The organism is Sphingomonas turrisvirgatae, assembly GCF_001721295.1.
Classification (GTDB): domain Bacteria; phylum Pseudomonadota; class Alphaproteobacteria; order Sphingomonadales; family Sphingomonadaceae; genus Sphingomonas; species Sphingomonas turrisvirgatae.
On sequence record NZ_MDDS01000035.1, the window covers coordinates 164,171 to 184,030 of the forward strand.

General features: G+C 66.5%; 14 protein-coding genes. 5 read left to right on the top strand and 9 right to left on the bottom strand.

Annotation, left to right across the window (positions count from 1 at the left end; all coding sequences use genetic code 11):
* Positions 1–65: 65 nt before the first annotated feature.
* The 5 genes from BFL28_RS13470 to BFL28_RS13490 form a co-directional block, all read right to left on the bottom strand.
* Positions 66–3,569: an autotransporter domain-containing protein gene (locus BFL28_RS13470; RefSeq protein WP_241527329.1), complete on the bottom strand. Its 3,504-nt coding sequence runs from the start codon at positions 3,567–3,569 to the stop codon at positions 66–68.
* Positions 3,570–3,794: 225 nt separating this feature from the next.
* Entirely contained in the window at positions 3,795–4,334 is a 540-nt protein-coding gene (rpsI, locus tag BFL28_RS13475; RefSeq protein WP_079247142.1) for a 30S ribosomal protein S9, read from the bottom strand.
* Positions 4,334–4,813, bottom strand: coding sequence for a 50S ribosomal protein L13 (gene rplM / locus BFL28_RS13480; RefSeq protein WP_079247143.1), 480 nt, complete (start codon positions 4,811–4,813; stop codon positions 4,334–4,336). The genes rpsI and rplM overlap by 1 nt, the downstream gene beginning before the upstream one ends.
* Before the next feature lie 144 nt (positions 4,814–4,957).
* Positions 4,958–5,272: a divalent-cation tolerance protein CutA gene (gene cutA, locus BFL28_RS13485; RefSeq protein ID WP_069321050.1), complete on the bottom strand. Its 315-nt coding sequence runs from the start codon at positions 5,270–5,272 to the stop codon at positions 4,958–4,960.
* A 31-nt stretch (positions 5,273–5,303) separates the two neighbouring features.
* Complete coding sequence (locus BFL28_RS13490) at positions 5,304–6,338, bottom strand: COX15/CtaA family protein (protein ID WP_069321051.1); 1,035 nt, start codon at positions 6,336–6,338, stop codon at positions 5,304–5,306.
* Positions 6,339–6,431: 93 nt separating this feature from the next.
* Here BFL28_RS13490 and BFL28_RS13495 point away from each other — a divergent pair, with 93 nt between their 5' ends.
* From BFL28_RS13495 to dxs, 3 genes are all read left to right on the top strand, one after another.
* Positions 6,432–6,815, top strand: a complete 384-nt coding sequence (locus BFL28_RS13495) for a MerC domain-containing protein (RefSeq protein WP_069321052.1) — start codon at positions 6,432–6,434, stop codon at positions 6,813–6,815.
* A gap of 50 nt (positions 6,816–6,865) precedes the next feature.
* Complete coding sequence (locus BFL28_RS13500) at positions 6,866–7,339, top strand: Fur family transcriptional regulator (protein ID WP_069321053.1); 474 nt, start codon at positions 6,866–6,868, stop codon at positions 7,337–7,339.
* 114 nt (positions 7,340–7,453) lie between these two features.
* Positions 7,454–9,379 (top strand): 1-deoxy-D-xylulose-5-phosphate synthase, encoded by a 1,926-nt coding sequence (gene dxs / locus BFL28_RS13505; protein WP_069321054.1) that lies wholly within the window; start codon positions 7,454–7,456, stop codon positions 9,377–9,379.
* 28 nt (positions 9,380–9,407) lie between these two features.
* On the opposite strand, the gene BFL28_RS13510 is transcribed toward dxs, so the two are convergent.
* A complete protein-coding gene (locus BFL28_RS13510) occupies positions 9,408–10,076 on the bottom strand; it encodes an RBBP9/YdeN family alpha/beta hydrolase (protein ID WP_069321055.1) in 669 nt (222 codons plus the stop codon).
* 247 nt (positions 10,077–10,323) lie between these two features.
* Here BFL28_RS13510 and hppD point away from each other — a divergent pair, with 247 nt between their 5' ends.
* Positions 10,324–11,373, top strand: a complete 1,050-nt coding sequence (hppD, locus tag BFL28_RS13515) for a 4-hydroxyphenylpyruvate dioxygenase (protein WP_069321056.1) — start codon at positions 10,324–10,326, stop codon at positions 11,371–11,373.
* A 78-nt stretch (positions 11,374–11,451) separates the two neighbouring features.
* Positions 11,452–11,808, top strand: a complete 357-nt coding sequence (locus BFL28_RS13520; protein ID WP_069321057.1) for a Rieske (2Fe-2S) protein — start codon at positions 11,452–11,454, stop codon at positions 11,806–11,808.
* Positions 11,809–11,954: 146 nt separating this feature from the next.
* Here the strand turns inward: BFL28_RS13520 and BFL28_RS13525 are convergent, their stop codons facing one another.
* Genes BFL28_RS13525 through BFL28_RS13535 form a run of 3 tightly spaced genes read right to left on the bottom strand, consistent with a single transcriptional unit; the run spans position 11,955 to position 19,811 of the window.
* Positions 11,955–13,424 (bottom strand): flavin-containing monooxygenase, encoded by a 1,470-nt coding sequence (locus BFL28_RS13525; protein WP_173655756.1) that lies wholly within the window; start codon positions 13,422–13,424, stop codon positions 11,955–11,957.
* Positions 13,425–13,482: 58 nt separating this feature from the next.
* The gene (locus tag BFL28_RS13530) at positions 13,483–17,700 is read right to left on the bottom strand and encodes a translocation/assembly module TamB domain-containing protein (RefSeq protein ID WP_069321058.1); all 4,218 of its coding nucleotides are present in this window, start codon (positions 17,698–17,700) and stop codon (positions 13,483–13,485) included.
* On the bottom strand, positions 17,700–19,811 hold the full coding sequence (locus BFL28_RS13535) for an autotransporter assembly complex protein TamA (protein ID WP_069321059.1): 2,112 nt from the start codon (positions 19,809–19,811) through the stop codon (positions 17,700–17,702). The genes BFL28_RS13530 and BFL28_RS13535 overlap by 1 nt, the downstream gene beginning before the upstream one ends.
* Between the last annotated feature and the right edge of the window lie 49 nt (positions 19,812–19,860).

Here is a 19,860-nt window from a genome sequence, read left to right on the forward strand (position 1 = left end):
AGTAACGAGGAACGTGAAAGGGCCGCCCCGTGAGGGACGGCCCTTTTTTCGTATTGCGCTGCCGATCAGAAGTGGAAGGTCACCGATCCGCGATAGGTCTGTGCCGACAGGTCGCTGCGGAACACCGTGGTGTCCGCCGCGACCGACAGATCGACCGATCCGGTGCGGAAGGTGAGGCCGCCGCTCACCTCGCCCCAGTCGCTATCCTCGCCATTCAGCGCGAAGAACACGCCGCCCGGCGTGCCGCCGACGAGATTCGCCTGGACGAAGTTGGGCTGGTCCAGGAACTCGTGGACATAGGTGCCGGTCAGGAACGGGCGGAACGCCCCCTTGCCGGCGAAGGTCACGCCGGCGCGGCCCTGCACACTGTCGAACGACTGGCGGGTGAGGTTCAGCGCGGTTGGGCCGCCGCTCTCCACCGCGCTGCCGAAGCCAATATGCGTGTTGCGGATGCCGACCTTTGGCGTGATCGCGAACATGTCGGTGCCGAAATCCTTGCCGATCGTGGCTTCGCCGCTGACGATCAGGGCACGGTCGTTGGCCCGCAGCGTGGTCGGCGTGCCGAGGAAGCTGATCGCGCGGCGGCTGTCGGTGCTGAGCAGGCCGCCGGTCAGCTGACCTTCGATCACCAGTCCGGAATCGCTGACCTGCTTGGCATAGAGGGTACCCTGATATGCCTGGCTGCGCACCGTCTGACCGGCGAACGAGGCGGCGCCGTCGAGATCGGTATAGCTGAATGCGAAGCCGATGAGGCCGTTGTCGCCGACCTGCGTTTCGATGCCGCCGCCGATATACCAGCCGTCGAAATCGTCGCGCCCGCCGATCGCGGTCATGCTGCGGCCGTCACCGTTGAGGTAACCGCCCGACACAAAGGCGCTCATCGTTTCGGGCAGCGCGCCTTCCTGAAGCATGGTCGGCGCGGCCATGTCGCTGGCGATGGTGTTGCCGCCGACTGGCGAGAAGCCGAGCGACGCCACCTGCACCGGCCGACCATAGCTGGCGAACGTGCCACCCAGCTCGGACGGATCGAGGCTGTTCAGGCGATTGCGGATGAAGGTCGAATTGGAGTCGGCCGCCGCGATGCCGACGGTCTGAACCGTCGATTCGATTGCCGGCGCCTGGGCGCTGAGCGTCGTGAGGATGGTCGCGGCGTTCTGCAGGTCAAGCGGGCCGTAGAGCGAGTCGAAGCTGCTCGCGCGGCTGCGGTTCTGATCGAGCAGGCGGGCAAAGCCATAGGCGATCGGGTTCGAGGCCGGCACGACATTGGTGTAGCTGCCCGCCGTGACGGTCAGCACCACCGAATTCGCGGTGTAGCTGAGCGTCGGGGTCAGGATCGCGCTGAACGCGGCCGGCGCGGCGAAGGTGCCGGTGCGGCCGCCCTCTGCCGTCAGGATCGTATAGCTCTGGCTGGCGCGCAGCGCGTTGGTGAAGCTGAGCGCAAGCTGGCCGCCAAGGTTCGCCGTACCACCGGTGCCGCCGACCCGCCTGACCGCCAGCAGGTCCGAGCTGCCATTGGCGAGATCGACGAGATAGGTCGTACCTGACGACATCACCAGATTGCCGTTGATCGTCAGCGTGCCGATGGTGCCCGCCGTGCCGGGGGCGAAGCGGCCCGCGACGCTGCTGACGAACGGCGCGTTGATCGTACCACTGCCGAGCAGCGTGCCGCCGAAAAGGCTATAGTCGCCGACGGTGGAGAAGGTGCCGTTGACGGTGTTGGTGCCGGCGAACTGGTTGGTGTTGATCTCGGTCCGCAGCGAAGCGCCGCTCGCCACCACCAGCGACGCGCCCGCGGTTGCGATGGTGAGACGATCGATGGCGATGTTCGCACCCGACAGCGTCGTCGTCCCGGCCTGGCCCAGCGTCACGTCGAAATACTGAGGCTTCACGCCCTGCGGGCGGAGCGGCAAGCTGTTGTTCGGCACGAAATTGCTCGCGCCCGGTAGGCCGTTGCCCAGCGTCGGCGCGGGCAAAGCGGCGGCGACGGCCTGCGCCTCGGGCTGAGCGCCCGGGATCAGCTGGTCACGCGTGACCGCCTGGCCGGCGGCGACTTCCTCCGCCGTCGCGCTGCCGGCACTGTTCTCAGCCGTGGTCGCGCCCCCGGTTCCGATCGCGCGCGCCTCGACCGTCTCGACCCCGGTGCGGGTGTCTAGGCAGTCGCTGACGCCGCCCGACTGGAAGCAGATCTGGCCGAAGTCACCGCTGGTGCCGTCCTTCTGCTCGCCGGTCAGCCCCGGAATGCCGTTGACCGGCGTGTTGCCGTTCAGGACGTAATAAGCGGGATCGAGCGTGGTTTCCCAGCGCGCGGCATCGGTCCACTGCCCGTCGCCCGCCTTGGCCGCGACATAGTGATACGGGTTGTTCGCCGCGACCCAGTCCCAATAGAGATAGAGCGGCTGATAGAAGCTGACCGTGCCATAGCCATTTGCCGGCTGGCCGTTGAAGAAGCGGGTATAGCCGCCCGACAAGACGCCGATCACGAACTGCTGCGCAAAATTCTGCAGGATCAGCGGACCGCCCGAATCGCCCTGCGAGGTAATGCCCTCACGCGAGGGGCCGCCATTGACGCCCGGACGGGCATTATCACGGAACGCGTTGAAGTCGAACGGGCTGGCGCCCAGACCGCCGCGACGCGGATCGTCGAAATCGAGGAAATAGAGGTTCTGGGTGAGGCCGTTGGGCGCGCCGCCGAACAGAAAGCCTTCGAACGTCTGCAGGTCGGTAAGCGCGCCCAGGATGTTCTCAGCCGCGCGGCGACGGAAATCGGACCCGCTCGCGCCGGTGGTGCCGGTGCCGTTATTGCCATAGCCGGCGATACCGACATTGTACCCGGTACCCGCAGCGCCGATCGTGCCGTTATTGGTCAGCGGCGAGAACAGCAGCGCCCAGGTCGGGATGCCAGCAGCCGGCGTGTCGAGCGAGGCCATCGCCACGTCGCCATACAGGAAGGACTGCGCCTCCGGTTCGAGCGACAGCGGATTATAGGCCACCCAGTTCACGTTGAAGAACGATTGGGCAAGATTGGTCTGCCAACGTCCGGCCGTGTTGGGGCCGGTGCCGAACAGCCAGCGGACCAGTTCGTCGGTTTCGCCCGCGGCATTGGCGCGCGTGTTGGTCTCGAACCCGAATGCAATCGGGGTGCCGCCCTGCTGCGAGCCATAGGCTGTCGCGGCGCGGCTGTTGACGCAGTGCGCGGCGAAAATGACGGTGCGCGGGTTGATCAGCGTGCCGGTGCACAGGCCGACCGATCCGCCGCCATTGTCGATCACCATCTGAGCGATGCCGTTGATGTTCACCGGGTCGCGCGCCGTCGTCGGCGTGCCCGGGTTGGCAATCAAGACTTCGGGTTCGGGCGCGACCGGATCGATCCGGATCGTCGTGGGGCCGGGCTTGTAGCTTTCCCGCAGAACGTCGGCCGAGTTGATCGACATGGCGGTGTCGTGCGCCTCGAGCAACGCGGCGCTGCCGTCGATGCGCGGCAGTGCATTGTCTGCTTCGTCCGCAAGGGCCGGCTGAACGGCAAGGATGGCCGTAGCCGACAGAAACAGCGACGCGCGAAGACGACGCATGGTGCGAACAGATTTCATGCAAACCCCCTAGAAATGCCGACCGGTTCCCGCCGGTTTCGATTGCCTGCACGCTATGAGCTGGATGCTTGGCGTCAAGGAGGCGGAAAGGGCAAAGGCGCGATTGCCGGACGGGCGATGCCGCGGAGCAACAGTATCGTTCGCAACCGAAACGAAAAAGGGCGGCCCCAGCGTGACCGCCCTTTCCGATTTCCGATCCGATTGGGATCAGCGCTTCGAGAACTGGAAGCTGCGGCGGGCCTTGGCCTTGCCGTACTTCTTGCGCTCCACCGCGCGACTGTCACGGGTCAGGAACCCGGCAGCCTTGACCGGCGCGCGCAGCACCGGCTCGAACTTGGTCAGCGCCTGGGCGATGCCGTGCTTCACAGCGCCGGCCTGGCCCGACAGGCCGCCGCCCTTGACGGTGCAGACGACGTCATACTGGCCGTCACGCTCGGCGACGCCGAACGGCTGGTTGATGACGAGACGCAGCGTCGGACGCGCGAAATAGACTTCCTGATCGCGGCCGTTGATCGTGATCTTGCCCGAGCCGGGCTTCAGCCACACGCGGGCAACGGCGTCCTTGCGACGGCCGGTCGCATAGGCGCGGCCATAGGCGTCGAGTTCCTGCTGGCGCAGCGGCGCCGGCTCGACCACCGGAGCGCCCGAGAGATAGGCGTCGGCACTGGTCGATTCAGTTGCGGCGTCGGTCTGCGCACCGGCAGCGACGGCGCCGAGATCGGCGAGGGACTGGCGATTGTCGGACATTATGCGCCCACCTTGTTCTTGCGGCTCATGCCGGCGATGTCGAGGACCTGCGGGTTCTGCGCTTCGTGCGGATGCTCGGCGCCCTTGTAGATGCGCAGGTTGCGCATCTGCTGACGGCCCAGCGGCCCGCGTGGGATCATGCGCTCGACGGCCTTTTCCAGCACGCGCTCGGGGAAGCGGCCTTCCAGCACCTTGGCTGCGGTCACTTCCTTGATGCCGCCAGCATAACCGGTGTGCTTGTAATACACCTTGTCGGCCAGCTTCTTGCCGGTGAAGCGAACCTTGTCGGCGTTGATGACGATGACATTGTCGCCGCAATCGACGTGCGGGGTGAAGCTCGTCTTGTGCTTACCGCGCAGCACGTTGGCGATCACGACCGCCGCGCGACCGACCACCAGACCTTCGGCATCGACGATATGCCACTTCTTCTCCACCTCAGCCGGCTTTACCGACTTGGTGGTCTTCATCAGCGCCTTCATGGAGCTTTGACCTCTTTGAACGAGTGACGCCGCCCCAGATGGAGCGGCGCGAACGGCGGTCAAATGACGAAATGCGAGTCGAAAGTCAAGCAAACCGCCGCTTTGCTGACGGGTATCATGATACCATGACGATCGATGGGACTGTCAGCGAGTAGCTTCCGCCACCCAGGCAGCCAGCGCGTCGCCCCCGGCTGCCGGCCAGATCTCGATCGCCGGAAGGTCGTAGCTGTGCAGGGCGGCGATGCCGTCGGCCAGCTCGCGCGCCAGCGCCGGGGTCGTCTTGAACAGCGCGCGATGTTCGTCGGCCGCCTCGACCCGCCCCTGCCAGCGATAGATGGAGCGACACGGACCCAGCAGGTTGACGCAGGCGGCCAGGCGCCGCTCGACCATCGCGCGCCCGATCCGCTCCGCCTCGGCCGCATCGGCGAAGGTCGCGTGGACGAGTGCGATGTCGCTCACCGCGAACTCGCGCGAGCGAGTGCGATGCCGCTCACCGCGAGCCGGCCCGCCGTCCGATGCTGTGCGCGCCCCAGGCGGTTGCCGCCACGACCAGCGCGCCGACCGTCTGGTGGAGGACCGCAGTATGGATCTCCACCGCGCTCATGACCGTGGCGATGCCAAGCAGGATCTGCGTGCCGAACGCGGCATGGATCGCGATCGATGCGCGTCGGTCGCCCGCCGCCTTGGCCCGCCGCGCGAGCACGATCAGCGCGGCGACGGCGACCCACGCCCACCAGCGATGGATCCAGTGGATCATCGCCGGATCGTTGAGGATCGCGTCGATGGGCGTGCGCACGCCGAGCACTTCCGACGGGAAGAACTTGCCGTTCATCAGCGGCCATTGATCGGTGACGAGGCCGGCGTTGAGCCCTGCGGTGAACGCGCCGAACGCCAGCTGGATCGTCAGGATCGCGCCTGCGATCCATGCAACCCCGGTCAGCCGTGCCGGCCGCGCACCGGGATCCCGCGAAAGGCCGCGCAGGTCGAGTGCGGTCCAGACCAGCGCTGCGAGGATGAAGAGCGCCAGGAGCAGATGTGCGGCAAGGCGGAAGTGGCTGACATCGGTGCGATCGGCAAGGCCCGAGGTCACCATCCACCAGCCGATCACCCCCTGTAGCCCACCGAGCAGCAGCAATGCCGTCAACCGCACGCCATAGCCGCGCGGGATAGCGCGCCGCATGGCGAACCACAGCAACGGGAGCGCGAAGGCGAGCCCGATCAGGCGCCCGATTAGGCGGTGCAGATACTCCCAGAAATAGATGCCCTTGAACGCCTCCAGCGTCATCCCCTGGTTGATCTGCTGATATTCGGGGATGCGCTTGTACTTTTCGAACTCGGCCGCCCAGGCAGCTTCGCTGAGCGGCGGCAGCGTGCCGGTCACCACTTTCCATTCGGTGATCGACAAGCCCGATTCGGTCAGTCGCGTGATGCCGCCCACGGCGACCATCAGGACGATCAGTGCGGCGACGGCGAACAGCCAGTTGGAGATGGCACGCGGGCGGATGGGGTAACGAAACTCGGACACGCGGGCGGTTTATTCCTTCGCAAGCACAAAAGCCAGCCGCGGGCGCTCCATGTTATATTGTAACTTCAGAAATGCAGGTCTATATCCCGGTTCATGGCAGCCGTTTTCGCCCCGCGTTTCTGGGAACAGGTGGACACAAGCTTCGATCGTATCGCGATCGGGGTGTCGAGCCTGTGCCTCGTTCATTGCGTTACGAGCACGGTGTTGCTGGCGCTGATGAGCGCGGCTGGCGCCTTGCTGCACCCGATGATTCACGAGATCGGACTGGGCCTTGCCATCCTGTTCGGGGTCGTGGCGCTGGGGCGCGGCATCTTCATGCATGGCTATATGATGCCGGCCGCGGTCGGCGCATTCGGACTGGGCATGATGGCTGGCGCGCTCTCGCTGCCGCATGGCAGCCAGGAGATCCTGTGGACGATCATCGGCGTCCTGGTGCTGGCGCTGGGCCACGATCTCAATCGCCGGGCGACTTACTGATCCAACCGGCGGCGCTTGCTGCAACCGGTCGGCAGGCTTACATGCCATCCATGCGCGCTCATCCGTCAGACGATCATCGGCATCACGAGCATCACGGCTCCGACCTGACCCATGCCGCCCAGGCGACGCTGGAAAAGGCCGGCGAGCAGTGGACGAACATGCGCGCGGTGATCTTCGAGGCGCTGGCCGGATTCGACAAGCCTGCGTCCGCCTATGACATCGCCGAGGCGGTGTCGAAGCGCGAAGGGCGGCGAGTCGCGGCCAACAGCGTCTATCGCATCCTGGACCTGTTCGTCGGCGCCAACCTTGCCCGGCGAGTCGAGAGCGCCAACGCCTATGTCGCCAACGCGCATCCCGACTGCCTGCACGACTGCATCTTCCTGGTATGCGATTCGTGCGGGAACACGACGCATCTCGACGACGACACGATTACACGGACCGTGCGATCGGCAGCGCAGGGCGCCGGCTTTTCGCCGGTGCGGCCGGTGATCGAGGTGCGCGGCAAGTGCGCCGACTGCGACTGAACCGTCGCGAATTCACCGATTTCTCAGGATTTCGTCATGACCTTCCGTTCGCGGCCGGCGCATGTCGGCACGGTCGCAATCGACACTGGATTTCACCTGGAGTAAGTGCCGTCGATGGCCGATCTTCCAAGCACGCCCCTGCTCGACACCGTCGATACCCCGTTTGACCTGCGCAAGCTCAAGCCCGAACAGCTGCGACAGTTGGCGGACGAACTGCGCGCCGAGACGATCAGCGCGGTCGGCACGACCGGGGGCCATCTGGGTTCCGGACTGGGCGTCGTCGAGCTGACCGTCGCCATCCATTATGTCTTCAACACGCCCGACGACCGGCTGGTGTGGGACGTGGGCCATCAATGCTATCCCCACAAGATCCTGACCGGACGCCGGGATCGCATCCGCACGCTGCGCCAGGGCGGCGGCCTGTCCGGCTTCACCAAGCGCAGCGAGAGCGAATATGATCCGTTCGGCGCGGCGCATTCGTCCACCTCGATCTCGGCCGCATTGGGCTTTGCGGTGGCGAACAAGCTGAACGACAAGCCCGGGCGCGGCATCGCGGTGATCGGCGACGGATCGATGAGCGCCGGCATGGCGTACGAGGCGATGAACAACGCCGAGCAGGCCGGCAATCGCCTGGTCGTGATCCTGAACGACAATGACATGTCGATCGCGCCGCCGGTCGGCGGTCTGTCGGCCTATCTCGCGCGCGTCGTCTCGAGTTCGGAATATCTCGGGCTGCGCAATCTGGCGAGCAAGGTCGTGCGCAAGCTGTCGCGCCGGGTCCACAGCGCGACGGCCAAAGCCGAGGAATATGCCCGCGGCATGGTGACCGGCGGGACGCTCTTCGAGGAGCTGGGCTTTTATTATGTTGGCCCGATCGACGGCCATAATCTCGACCATCTGATCCCGGTGCTTGAAAATGTGCGCGACGCCAAGGAAGGCCCGGTGCTGGTGCATGTCGTGACCAAGAAGGGCAAAGGCTATGCCCCGGCCGAAGCCGCCGCCGACAAATATCACGGCGTGCAGAAGTTCGACGTCATCACCGGCGCGCAGACGAAGGCGCCGCCGGGACCGCCGCAATATCAGAACGTGTTCGGCGAAACGCTGGCGAAGCTGGCCGATACCGACGAGCGGATCGTCGCGATCACCGCCGCCATGCCGTCGGGCACCGGGGTGGACAAGTTCGCCAAGGCGCACCCCACGCGCGCTTTCGACGTGGGCATCGCCGAACAGCATGCGGTGACCTTTGCCGCTGGCCTGGCGGCGCAAGGGATGCGGCCATTCTGCGCGATCTACTCGACCTTCCTGCAGCGCGCCTATGACCAGGTGGTCCATGACGTCGCGATCCAGAACCTGCCGGTGCGCTTCGCGATCGATCGCGCGGGGCTGGTCGGCGCCGATGGCGCGACTCATGCGGGTAGTTTCGACGTCACCTATTTGGCCACCCTCCCCAATTTCGTGGTGATGGCTCCCGCGGACGAGGCCGAGCTGGTCCACATGACCAGAACCGCCGCCGAGCATGACAGTGGTCCGATCGCGCTTCGCTATCCGCGGGGCAACGGCACCGGCGTCGCGCTGCCCGCTACGCCCGAAGTGCTGGAGATCGGCAAGGGGCGCGTCGTGCGCGAAGGCAAGAAGGTCGCTATCCTGTCGCTCGGCACGCGCCTGGGTGAGGCATTGAAGGCGGCCGACACGCTCGATGCCAAGGGGCTGTCGACCACCGTCGCCGACCTGCGTTTCGCCAAACCGCTGGACGAGGCGCTGATCCGGCGGCTGCTGACCACGCACGAAGTGGCGGTGACGATCGAGGAGAATGCCGTCGGCGGCCTTGGCGCGCATGTCCTGACGCTGGCAAGCGATGCCGGGCTGATCGACGCCGGGCTGAAGCTGCGCACGATGCGCCTGCCCGACATCTTCCAGGACCAGGACAAGCCGGAACTGCAATATGACGAGGCGCGGCTGAATGCCGAGCATATCGTCGACACCGTGCTGAACGCGCTGCGCTGGAACGAGCATGAAGTGACCGGCGGCGCGCGGGCCTGAGCGCGCCGCCGGCACTGGACGCGGGAGCCTAGTTCGCGCCCAGATAGTGCCGCTGCGCCGCGTCGGTCGCGTTGACCGCCAGCAAGCGATGCGCCTCGACCGGCGTGGCGCGGCCACGGCGATCGGTGGCCGTGTCGAGCACCCGGTCGAGCAACGCCTGCCCCTCGCTCCACCAGCCAAGGTCGCTGTCGGCGTTGAGATGCCCTTGCGGCCCGGCATCGACGAACACGCTGCCCCAATTGGCCGCCAGATTTCGTGCGTGATCGATCCCTACCCAGGGATCATCGCTGCTCGCCACCAAGATCGACGGGAATGGCAGCGGATTGGCCGGCGAAGGCGAAAAGGCGCGCAATGCCTCATGCGATCCGCCATCGACATCGGCCGGTGCCACCAGCAGCGCGCCGGCAACCGGCGTGCCATAGGTCTGGCCGGCAAGTTCCGCCCACCAGGCGACGGCAAGGCATCCTAGGCTGTGGGCGGCAAGAACGACCGGCCCTTCCGCCTCGCGGATCGCCTGGTCGAGCTTCGTCACCCAGCTGTTGCGATGCGGCGTATGCCACATGCCAAGCTCGACTCGCCGCGTGTCGGGTCGCGCGCTTTCCCACAAGGTCTGCCAGTGCGAGGGACCCGAGCCACCCAGGCCCGGGACGGTCAGGACGATCGGTGCATTCACGTCATGGCTCGAGAAGATGGACATGCCACTGTTCCTTTGTCCGACGACTCCATGACCCGAACATATTCCCAGCGATCTACTAGGCAATGAAGATTGCGTTGAGTGGGTAGTTGGCTGCGATTGTGCGCCCCCCCGCCCTACGACGCTCGCGCGGTTATGAACCTCGATCCCGTCCCAAGCGTTGACGACAGACTGGCATATGCATTTGGTATCAATTGACACTAAATGCGGCAGGCCCTATCGTGCCGGTGGACAGACGGAGCAGCTTGCCATGACCGACGCCGACCTTTCCGGGCACAATCCGCTTGGCCTCAACGGGTTCGAGTTCGTGGAATTCACCTCGCCCGATCCGGCCGCGATGGCGGCGCAGTTCGAACAGCTGGGCTTCGTGCCGACGCACCGCCATCCGCGCAAGGACATCACCCGCTACAAGCAGGGGCGCATCAACCTGATGCTCAACCGCGACGAAACCGGGCGAGTTGCCGAATTCCGCGCGGCGCATGGCCCATCGGCCAGCGCAATGGCGTTCCGCGTCGCCGATCCGGCCAAGGCGCTGGGATGGGCGCTGGCCCATGGTGGTGAGCGTACCGAGGAAGAGGATACCTGTATCCAGGGCATCGGCGGCAGCTATCTCTACTTCATCCAGGACGGCGCAGACCTCTATGCCGACTGGGAGGAAATCCCCGGCTGGGAAGCGGCCGAAGCGGAGAACAATGTCGGGTTGGACCTGCTCGATCACCTTACCCACAATGTCCGGCGCGGGCAGATGCGGGTGTGGAGCGAGTTCTACAAGACGCTGTTCGGGTTCGAGGAACAGAAATATTTCGACATCAAGGGCCAGGCGACCGGCCTGTTCAGCCAGGCGATGATCGCGCCGGACAAGGCGATCCGCATCCCGCTGAACGAAAGCCAGGACGACAAGAGCCAGATCGAGGAATTCATCCGCGAGTATAAGGGCGAGGGCATCCAGCATCTCGCGCTGACCACCCCGGACATCTACGACACGGTCGAGCGGCTTCGCGCGCGCGGCGTGAAGCTGCAGGATACGATCGAGACCTATTACGAACTGGTGGACAAGCGCGTGCCGGGCCATGGCGAGGATCTCGAGCGGCTCAGGCGCAACCGCATCCTGATCGACGGCAATGTCGGCGAAGAAGGCATCTTGCTGCAGATCTTCACCGAGAACATGTTCGGCCCGATCTTTTTCGAGATCATTCAGCGCAAGGGCAATGAAGGGTTCGGCAACGGCAATTTCCAGGCGCTGTTCGAATCGATCGAGCTGGACCAGATCCGGCGCGGCGTCATCAAGGTCGACGCCTGACGAGTTGGAGAGGAAGGCCGGGGGCAGCGTGCGGGTTGCGTATGGTGCTGCTGACCCCCGGCCATTAACCTCACTCCCATGATCGAACGCCTGACCGCCACCCCGCCGAACGTGCGCCTCGGCCCGCTCGACCAGATCGGTGACGGCGCCGCGCGAAATTTCGTGGTGGAAATGAAGGCCGGGCGCTTCCACGGCTTTGCGGTGCGGCACGGCGACACCGTTACCGGCTATGTCGATCGCTGCCCGCATATGGGCCCGCCGCTGGCGCAGCGGCTGGACGACTATCTGACCGACGACGGCGCCATGATCCAGTGCAGCTGGCACGGCGCGCTGTTTCGGATCGCCGATGGCGTATGTGTCGGCGGGCCATGCGCCGGCGCGGCGCTGATCCCGTGGCCGCTGGAGGTGCGCGACGGGGCGATCTTCACCGCCTAGCTTGCCTCATGAAGGCTGCCGGTCAGCTAACGACCCCATTGCGGACATGGCTCCCTCTCCCCCTGGAAGAGGGACTTAGGGCAGCTAACCACCTAATTTCCGCCGTCCAGTTCGTCCACGAAAGCAGACTTCAGCCGACCCAGGCGCTAAGCCGCGCGGCACTGGGGATCGGGGTTGGAGAACTCCATGTCGGCATCGACGCTGCCGTACTTCAGCGCCATCAGGTCGAGGGCATAGTTCTGATGCGCGCGCCATGGCTTGCGGCTTCCCTGTTTGGGGAACTTCGCCATGCCGCGCTGGACGTAGCCGGAGGTGAATTCGAGGAACGGCTGCGGCTCGACCCCCGGGGACAGGCGCGGGGTCGCCTGGCGCATCCCGCGCTTCTTCATCGTGTTGAGCAGCCGCGCGACATAGGCGGCGGTCAAGTCCGACTTCAGCGTCCAGCTGGCATTGGTGTAGCCGAAGGATGAGGCGAGGTTCGGAATGTCCGAATACATCATCGCCTTGTAGCCGAGCGACTGCGCCGGATCGACGCGCCGCCCATCGACCATGAACGGAATGCCGCCCATCAATTGCATGTCGAGGCCGGTCGCGGTCACGATCACGTCGGCCGGCAGCAGCTCGCCTGATTGGAGGCGAATGCCGTCCGCTTCGAAGCGCTCGATATGCCCTGTAATGACCGATGCGCTCCCATCGCGGATCGCGGCGAACAGGTCGGCGTCGGGCACCAGGCAGATGCGCTGGTCCCAGGGATTGTAGCTCGGTGTAAAGTGGGTCGCCACATCGTAATCGGGTCCCAGCTCCTGCCGCACCATGTCGATCAGCCGCGTCTTGACCTTCTCCGGCCGCTTGCGCGCCAGGCGATAGAAGAACTGCCCGAGCGTCACATTCTTGAACCGCGTCAGGCGATAGGCGAGCCGCCCGGGCAGCCTGGCGCGCAGCCAGTTGGCAAGCTTGTCCTGCGCCGGCCGTGCGACGATGTAGGTGGGCGAGCGTTGCAGCATGGTGACGTGCGCGGCGGTCTTTGCCATTTCGGGCACCAAGGTCACCGCCGTCGCGCCCGACCCGATCACCACGACGCGCTTGCCCGCATAATCGAGGCTGTCGGGCCAATGCTGCGGGTGGACGACCGTGCCGGCAAAATCCTCGCGCCCGGCGAAGTCGGGCAGATAGCCCGCGGCATAGTTGTAATAGCCCGAGCACATGAAGAGGAAGTTGCAGGTGAACTGGGTCGCCTCACGTTCCGGACCCCGCTCCACGCTGACCGTCCAGCGCGCATCGGGCGTCGACCAGCTTGCCGCGACCACGCGATGGCCGTGCCGGATGTGCCGGTCGATGCCATGCTCACGCGCGGTATCCTCCAGATAGCGCAGGATCGACGGCCCGTCGGCGATCGCCTTCGCATCGGTCCACGGCTTGAAGCTGTAGCCGAGCGTGTACATGTCGCTGTCGGAGCGGATGCCGGGATAGCGGAACAGGTCCCACGTACCGCCCAGCCGCTCACGCCCCTCCAGAATCACATAGCTGCGGTCCGGGCAGTCGCGCTGGAGGAAATAGCCCGCGCCGATCCCGGACAGGCCGGCCCCCACCACCACGACGTCGAAATGCTCGGTCATCCGCCTCTCCGCCGGGTAACTTACACGCGTGTAAGTGGCGCGCAAGCCGTCGGGGCGATCAATAGTCCTTCGAATATTTGATGCCGGCGCTCGATCCGCCGAACGATCCGGTTTGCGACAGCAGGCTCAACGCCCGGGTCAGCGCGATCTCGAGCTGCACCGCGGTGAAGCCGCGCGCATCGGTGATGATCTCGACATAGATGTCGTCGGTCAGATACTTGCCCGCCGACAGTGCCATGCCGCGCCCGCTTGCCTCGTCCTCGCCCAGGATGCGCAGCCGGTCGATCCCGGTAGCGGAGCGGATCTGGCCGAGCGGGTTCAAGCCACCGCCCGTGGCGCGCAGGCCATTGAGGGCCGAAGCCAGCTGGATCGCCTCGGTCGCGGACAGGTTGGTGACCGAGCTGCCGAAGAGCAGGCGCGACAGGACCTCGTCCTGCGGCAATGTCGGCGTCGAAGTAAAGGCGATGCGCGGCTGCTGCCCGGTGCCGGTGATGTTGATGATGGCGGTTACGCCCTCGGCCGTCGTGCTGGCGGCGATGTCGATCGAAGGATCGGACAGCGCCCCGCCCTCGAACTGCACGATGCCACGCGTGAGTTCGAACCGGCGGCTAGCGAAGCTGTAGGTGCCGCGCACCACGCGCGCCTCACCCGTCACGACGGGTGCTGCGGACGTGCCGCTGACCTGCATCCGCGCTTCCCATTCGGATTCGAGACCCATGCCGGAAACGAACAGGCGGTTGTCGGCGACGACGCTGATGTCGAGCTTCCACACCCCGCCGGCCGGCTTGCGCGTCGGGCGCTTGCCGTCCGACGTCAGCTCGCTCTTGCGATAGACGCCGGTCAGCTCGGGCACTTCGGCCGCGCCCTGACGGATGATCTGATACCGCGCGTCGGGGATGATGATCCGCCCCTGGATTGCGCCGCCGTCCGGGCCGTTGGTGATGCGCAGCTGCCCGGTCGCGGTCGCGCCGAGCGCTTCGCTGCGGGCAAGGCGCGCGTTGCGGAAGCGCGCGGTGAGGTCGATCGGGAAGCCCTGGTCTGCCGACAGGCCGATCGTACCGGCGGCGGTGACGCGGCCATTGCCGGCGACGGCCTCCATCTCACTGATCTCAAGGCTGTCCATGTCGAAGCGCCCTTCGACCTTCATCTGCGACAGGCGCGTGCCCCAGGTCTCGTTCTCATAGACCAGGTTGGTGCCGCGCACGATCCCGGCGACCCGCGGCGAGCGGACCTGGCCCGAGAAGTCGGCGGCGATCGCGACCGGCCCGGTGACGGTCTGGTCGGCAAACCCGACGAGCGAGAACAGCACCGCCGACGGGCCGTTGTAGCGGATGCCGCCGGCGAGCGGCGCGGCCAGCAGCCGCGTCGTCCAGCTGCCTGCGCCCGGGCCCAACGGCTGGAGCGTGGCGACCATCCGGCCGATCGTCGTCGGCCCGCGCTTGATCAGGGCGCGCGCGTCGCCTCCATCGGGCAGCAGCCGGCCGACAAAGGCCACGTCCACCGGCGTCGAGACGCCGGCCAGGCTGGAGCGAGTGAAGCCGGCGATGTTCAGCCGTGCGATGGCGCGCGGGAAGCTCTGCCCACTCGGCTGACGGAAATCGAGCGCGCCGGTCGCGGTCCCGCCCAACCCGATACCGGGCGAGAGCGCGTTGGCGACGGAAAGGTCGAGCTTGTCGAGCCGCGCCTGCATGACGAGGCCATCACCCCAGCTGCCGGCAAGACGCATGCTGCCCTGGCTGAAATCGATGCGCGTCGGCTGCAGGCGATAGCTGTCCTTCGCGATCTGGATGCGCGCGGGCTGCGCCGTCTTGAAGTCGATCCCGTTCGAACGGCCGGCCAGTGCGAGCAGCCATTGATCGGGCGCGAACCGCGCATTGGCCGCGACGCGGAACGGCACGCCCGAAGAGCCCTCGGCAAAGGCCTGCGCACTGCCGCGTCCACCGCGATAATCGACCTTGGCACGGGCACGGGCGAGCACGAAGTCGCCGCTGCGCAGGTTGGCGATCTGTGCCTGACCGGTGATCGCGGGCGCATCGTCATAGAGGATCGCGGTCGCGTCGATCACCGCGCGCCCGATGGTCAGCTCCATGTCCCCGGGTATCTGCGCATTGTTGGCGGTCGCGCGGACGACTGCCTGCTGATAGCGGCCGGCGGCGGACAGCGCGACATTGCCGGCGAGGCCGGAGCCGGCGAACCGCAGCTCGCCCGCGAACGGGCCGGCGGCGGTCTGCACGACGCGGCCGGTGATGTCGGTTCCGGCGAAGCGCGCCTTGTTGATATCGATCGCAAGCTGCCGCCCGGTGCGGACCAGCACGTCGGCGCTGAACGGGCCATAGCTGGTCCCACCGGTCGCGGTGACGGCATAGGCGTCGCCGCGCCCGATGATGCGCGCATTGAGGTCGGCGAGCCCGACGCCAAGTCCAGGACGCGGCGCGCGTAAGTTGACGACCGGCGCAGTCAGGCTGCCGCTCACCCGCGCGAACAGCGGACCGTAATCGTTGGAATAGGCGTCGGCGTTCAGCAGCAGCGCGCCGGCCGGATCATAGCGGCCCGATCCACGCAGCACCTTGAACCGCGGCGCGGCGAGTTTCAGGTCGCTGAAATTGATGATGCCGCTGGGGTCGAGCGCAACGCTGACGCGCATGATCGCATTGCCACCCAGGAAGTCGCGTACGCCGCTGTTGAACAATCGCGAGCTGCGCCCGACGATACGGCCCTTTATCCCCCAACCGCCGCCGGGCGCGGCGTAGAGGTCGGCATCGGTCGTGAGGTTGACGATGCCGATGCCGTCGATCGTATAGTCGTTGACCCGCCCCTTGAGCGCGCCAGTGTAGCGGCCGGTGCTGACATTGGCGGCGATGATCGCGGTGGCGTCGATCCGGTCGGACCGGATGCGCAGGTTCTCCGACAGGATCTGCGGCCCGGTAATGGCGAGATCGCCGCTCAGCGTTACATTGGTGAGCAGGCCGCCGGCGGCGGCGTTGAGGCCGCTGACCCGTGCGGCGCGCGCACGGATGGGTACCAGGATGCGATCGGCATTCACCGTCGCCAGCCCCTCGGCGTAGACGCGCTCGAGCCGCGTCTCGCCAAAGCCGAGCGATGCCGCCTGAACCTTATAATCCACCGTTGGCGTCGCCCACGGACCGTTCAGCGCGACCGCGCCGATCACGGACCGTCCGTTGAGATTGGGCGCGATCGCGCCGGGGGTGAGCAGCATCGCTTCGACCCGGAACTGGTCGAACGCCGATTTGCCGAGGTCGAGCACCCCGGTCGTGGTCAGCGCAAGCGCATTTGAGCGCAGCCGCAGCCGCGTATCGGCGCGGCGCTGATCGAGCGTCGCGTCCAGCGCGACCTGCATGTTGGGCGTTGCCAGCCGTTCGACCGGCCCCTTCAGGATCAGCCCGGGCTGAGTGGTCCCGCGCAGCGCGAACGTGCCCTTGCGCGCCGTGATGCCGAGATCGGCGAGCGGTGCGCCGCCCAGCGTGCCGATCGCTCGACCACGCCAGTTATCCCAGCTGCCACGGCCCGAGACACGCGCCACGAGCGGCTGTTCGAGCCCTGCCATCCCGGCGACCAAGCCGCCCGCCGGCGCGTTCAGGTCGGCGCGCAGGTCGAGCTTGTTGGCTTCGGGCACAGCATCGAGCACCAGCGCCAGCCGGTCGCCGCCATTGGCGCCGAGCGTGCGCCCGTTGAGGATCACGCGCGCGCGGCGATCGGCAATGTCCGCCTCGCCCGCCAATGTCGCGCCATACCGCTCACCCGCCACCGGCGGCTCGAGCACCAGCCGGTCGATGCTCAGCCGGCCGATATCGATATCGAGATCGGGCAGCAGCGGCGCATCGGGGTCGCCCGGCGTGAATTCCGGCAGGCGACGCACGGTCACCAGCGGGCTGGTCGCCGACCGTACATCGACATGGTTGCTCAAGAAGGCGAAGGGCCGCCAGTCCACTGCGATCTGGGGCGACGTTGCGAAGACGCCCTTGGGGTCGCTGATGCGCACGTCGCGCAGCACCATCGCGCCATAGATCGACCCTTCGATGCGGCCGACCTTGATGTTGAGGCCGGTTGCGGTGCTGAACTTGCCGAGCTGATCCACGACGAAGCGCTTGCCGGGGCTGGTGTTGAGGCCAGCAATGGCGAGCAGCAGCAATGCGGCAAGCCCGGCGAGCGCGATCAGGACCCATTTGGCGACGCGCTGCCACAAGGGACGGCGAACGATCACGACGTCATCGTCGGCCGGCGCCGGCGCGGTGTCGGGCTGAATATCCTCGGCCATCAGAAGGCCTGCCCGATCGAGATGTAGAGCGCGACCTTGCTCTCGCCCGGCTTGCGCGCGATGGGTGTCGCCACGTCAAGTCGCAGCGGGCCGAAGTTCGTGTAGAGCCGCCCGCCAATGCCTGCACCGAAGCGGATGTTGGTCAATTGCGGAATATTGCTCTCATAGACTTGTCCCGCATCGATGAACGGCACGATCCCGAAATTGCCGAAGCGATAGCGCCCCTCGATCGCGAATTCGTTGAAGCTGCGGCCGCCGATCGGCTTGCCGTCGGGCGAGCGGGGTCCCAGTTCCTGGAAGCCGAAGCCGCGCACCGACCCGCCGCCGCCGGCATAATAGCGGCGTGACGGGGCGAGCAGGTCGCGCTCGATACCTTGGATCGTGCCGAAGCGAGCGCGGCCGGCGACGACGATGCTGTCGCCCACCGGATAATAGGCGGTGCCTTCGGCCATCGCGCGGACATAGGGCCGCGCGGCGCCGCGCACCGAGGTTTCCGGGCTGAGATTGAGTTTCAGGCGGAAACCGCGCGTGGGGTTGAGCAGATCGTCGGACTTGTCCCACCCGGCGAACAGCGGCAGCGCGCCGATGAAATAATTGCCGCGCTCACGCGCGCCGCGGGCAAAGTCGTAGCGATCCTCCCGCGTGCCGACCAGCTCGACCCCCACCGACCAGGTAAACGGCTTTTGCCAGATCGGCGTTGAATCATAGGAATAGCGTGCGCCGAGCGTGCCGGTCAGGCTGGTGAACGCCTCCACGTCCGACCGCAGCGCGGAGGCGAATACCTGGAAGGTGCGGTCGCGCTTGCCCGCGTTCGATCGGCGGAAGGTCGCCGACGCGCCCTGTTCCTGCGTGCCGCCGATCGCGCTCAGGATCAGCGCGCCTTCGGGCGGGAACAGGTTGCGGTGAGTCCAGCTTACTTCGGCGCGGAAGCCCTGGCCCGTGCTGTAACCCGCCTCCGCCGCCAGCGTCCGCGCCGGCCCGCGCGTCTGCCGCACGAGCAAGTCGACATATTCGGTACCATCCGGACCCGCCTGCCCGGTCTTCACCGGTTCGACCGACACGGTCGAGAACAGGCTGGTCGCGATCAGCGCGTCGCGCAGGTCGTCGACCTTGCGGCTGTCATAGATTTGGTCGCGCTTGAAGCGGGTGAGGATGCCGATATGCCCGGTATCGAACACCGGATCGCCTTCGGTGCGAATGCCGCCGAAGCTGGATCGCATCCCCGTCGTGATCGGCAGCGTATAGTCGCCAGTGTGCGTTTCGTCGTCTAGCAGGATGTCACGCTGCCCCACCTGCGCAAACGGATAGCCATTTTGCGGCAGGATCAGGCTGACATTCGCTTCTGCCGCCTGGACGCGCACGGCATCGATCGCCTCGCCGACCTTCAGCCTGAAATTGTCGGCGATCAGCGTGGGCGGTACGGTCGGGCCGGCATCCAGCTTGATCGAGCCGAGACGATAGAGCGGCCCCGGCGTCGCCGTGATAACCGCCGTCACGCTGCGCGCGGCGCCCGGGGTCTGCTCGATCGTCGAGACCGCGCTGGCATCGTAATAGCCGATCGAGCGCATCAGCCGCACGGCCAGCTTTTCATCCTCCCGCGCGCGCGCAGTGATGATCGCGGCATTGGCGGCGCGGCCGTCGCCATCCTCCAGCGCGGAGAGATCGTCGAACTGATCGTCCAGCCCCAGTTCGTCCAACCCGACGATGCGGGTGGCGTAACGGATTTCGACAGCCTTCTCGTCGTTGACGGGCGCCGTCTCGGCCACGGGCGTGGTGTCGAACTGATCGATCGGCGCGAGCGGCGATGCGATCTCCGCCTCCTTGCCGGCGGCGTCGAGATCCTCGGCATCCTCGATCGGCTCGACCGGCTGCGGCGCGCTCGCCGGGTCGGCCGGTGTGATCTGTTCGAGCGGCGCGTTCATGTCGTCGCTCAGTTGCGGCAGCGCTGCGTCGAACTCGGCGTCCGGCACGATCGGCTTTTCCGAGGCGGTGGCCGCGGGGGGCTGGGGCTTGGGATCATCGGCGGGCGCGCCTTGCCCAGGCTTGGGCGTCGCATTGATCTGCGCCAGCGCACTCACCGGCGTGAACGCACTGCTCGCCAGCAGCACCATCAAAAACCGCACCCCGAGAATCGCCCTGCCCTCCCGACGGGCTGCGCGA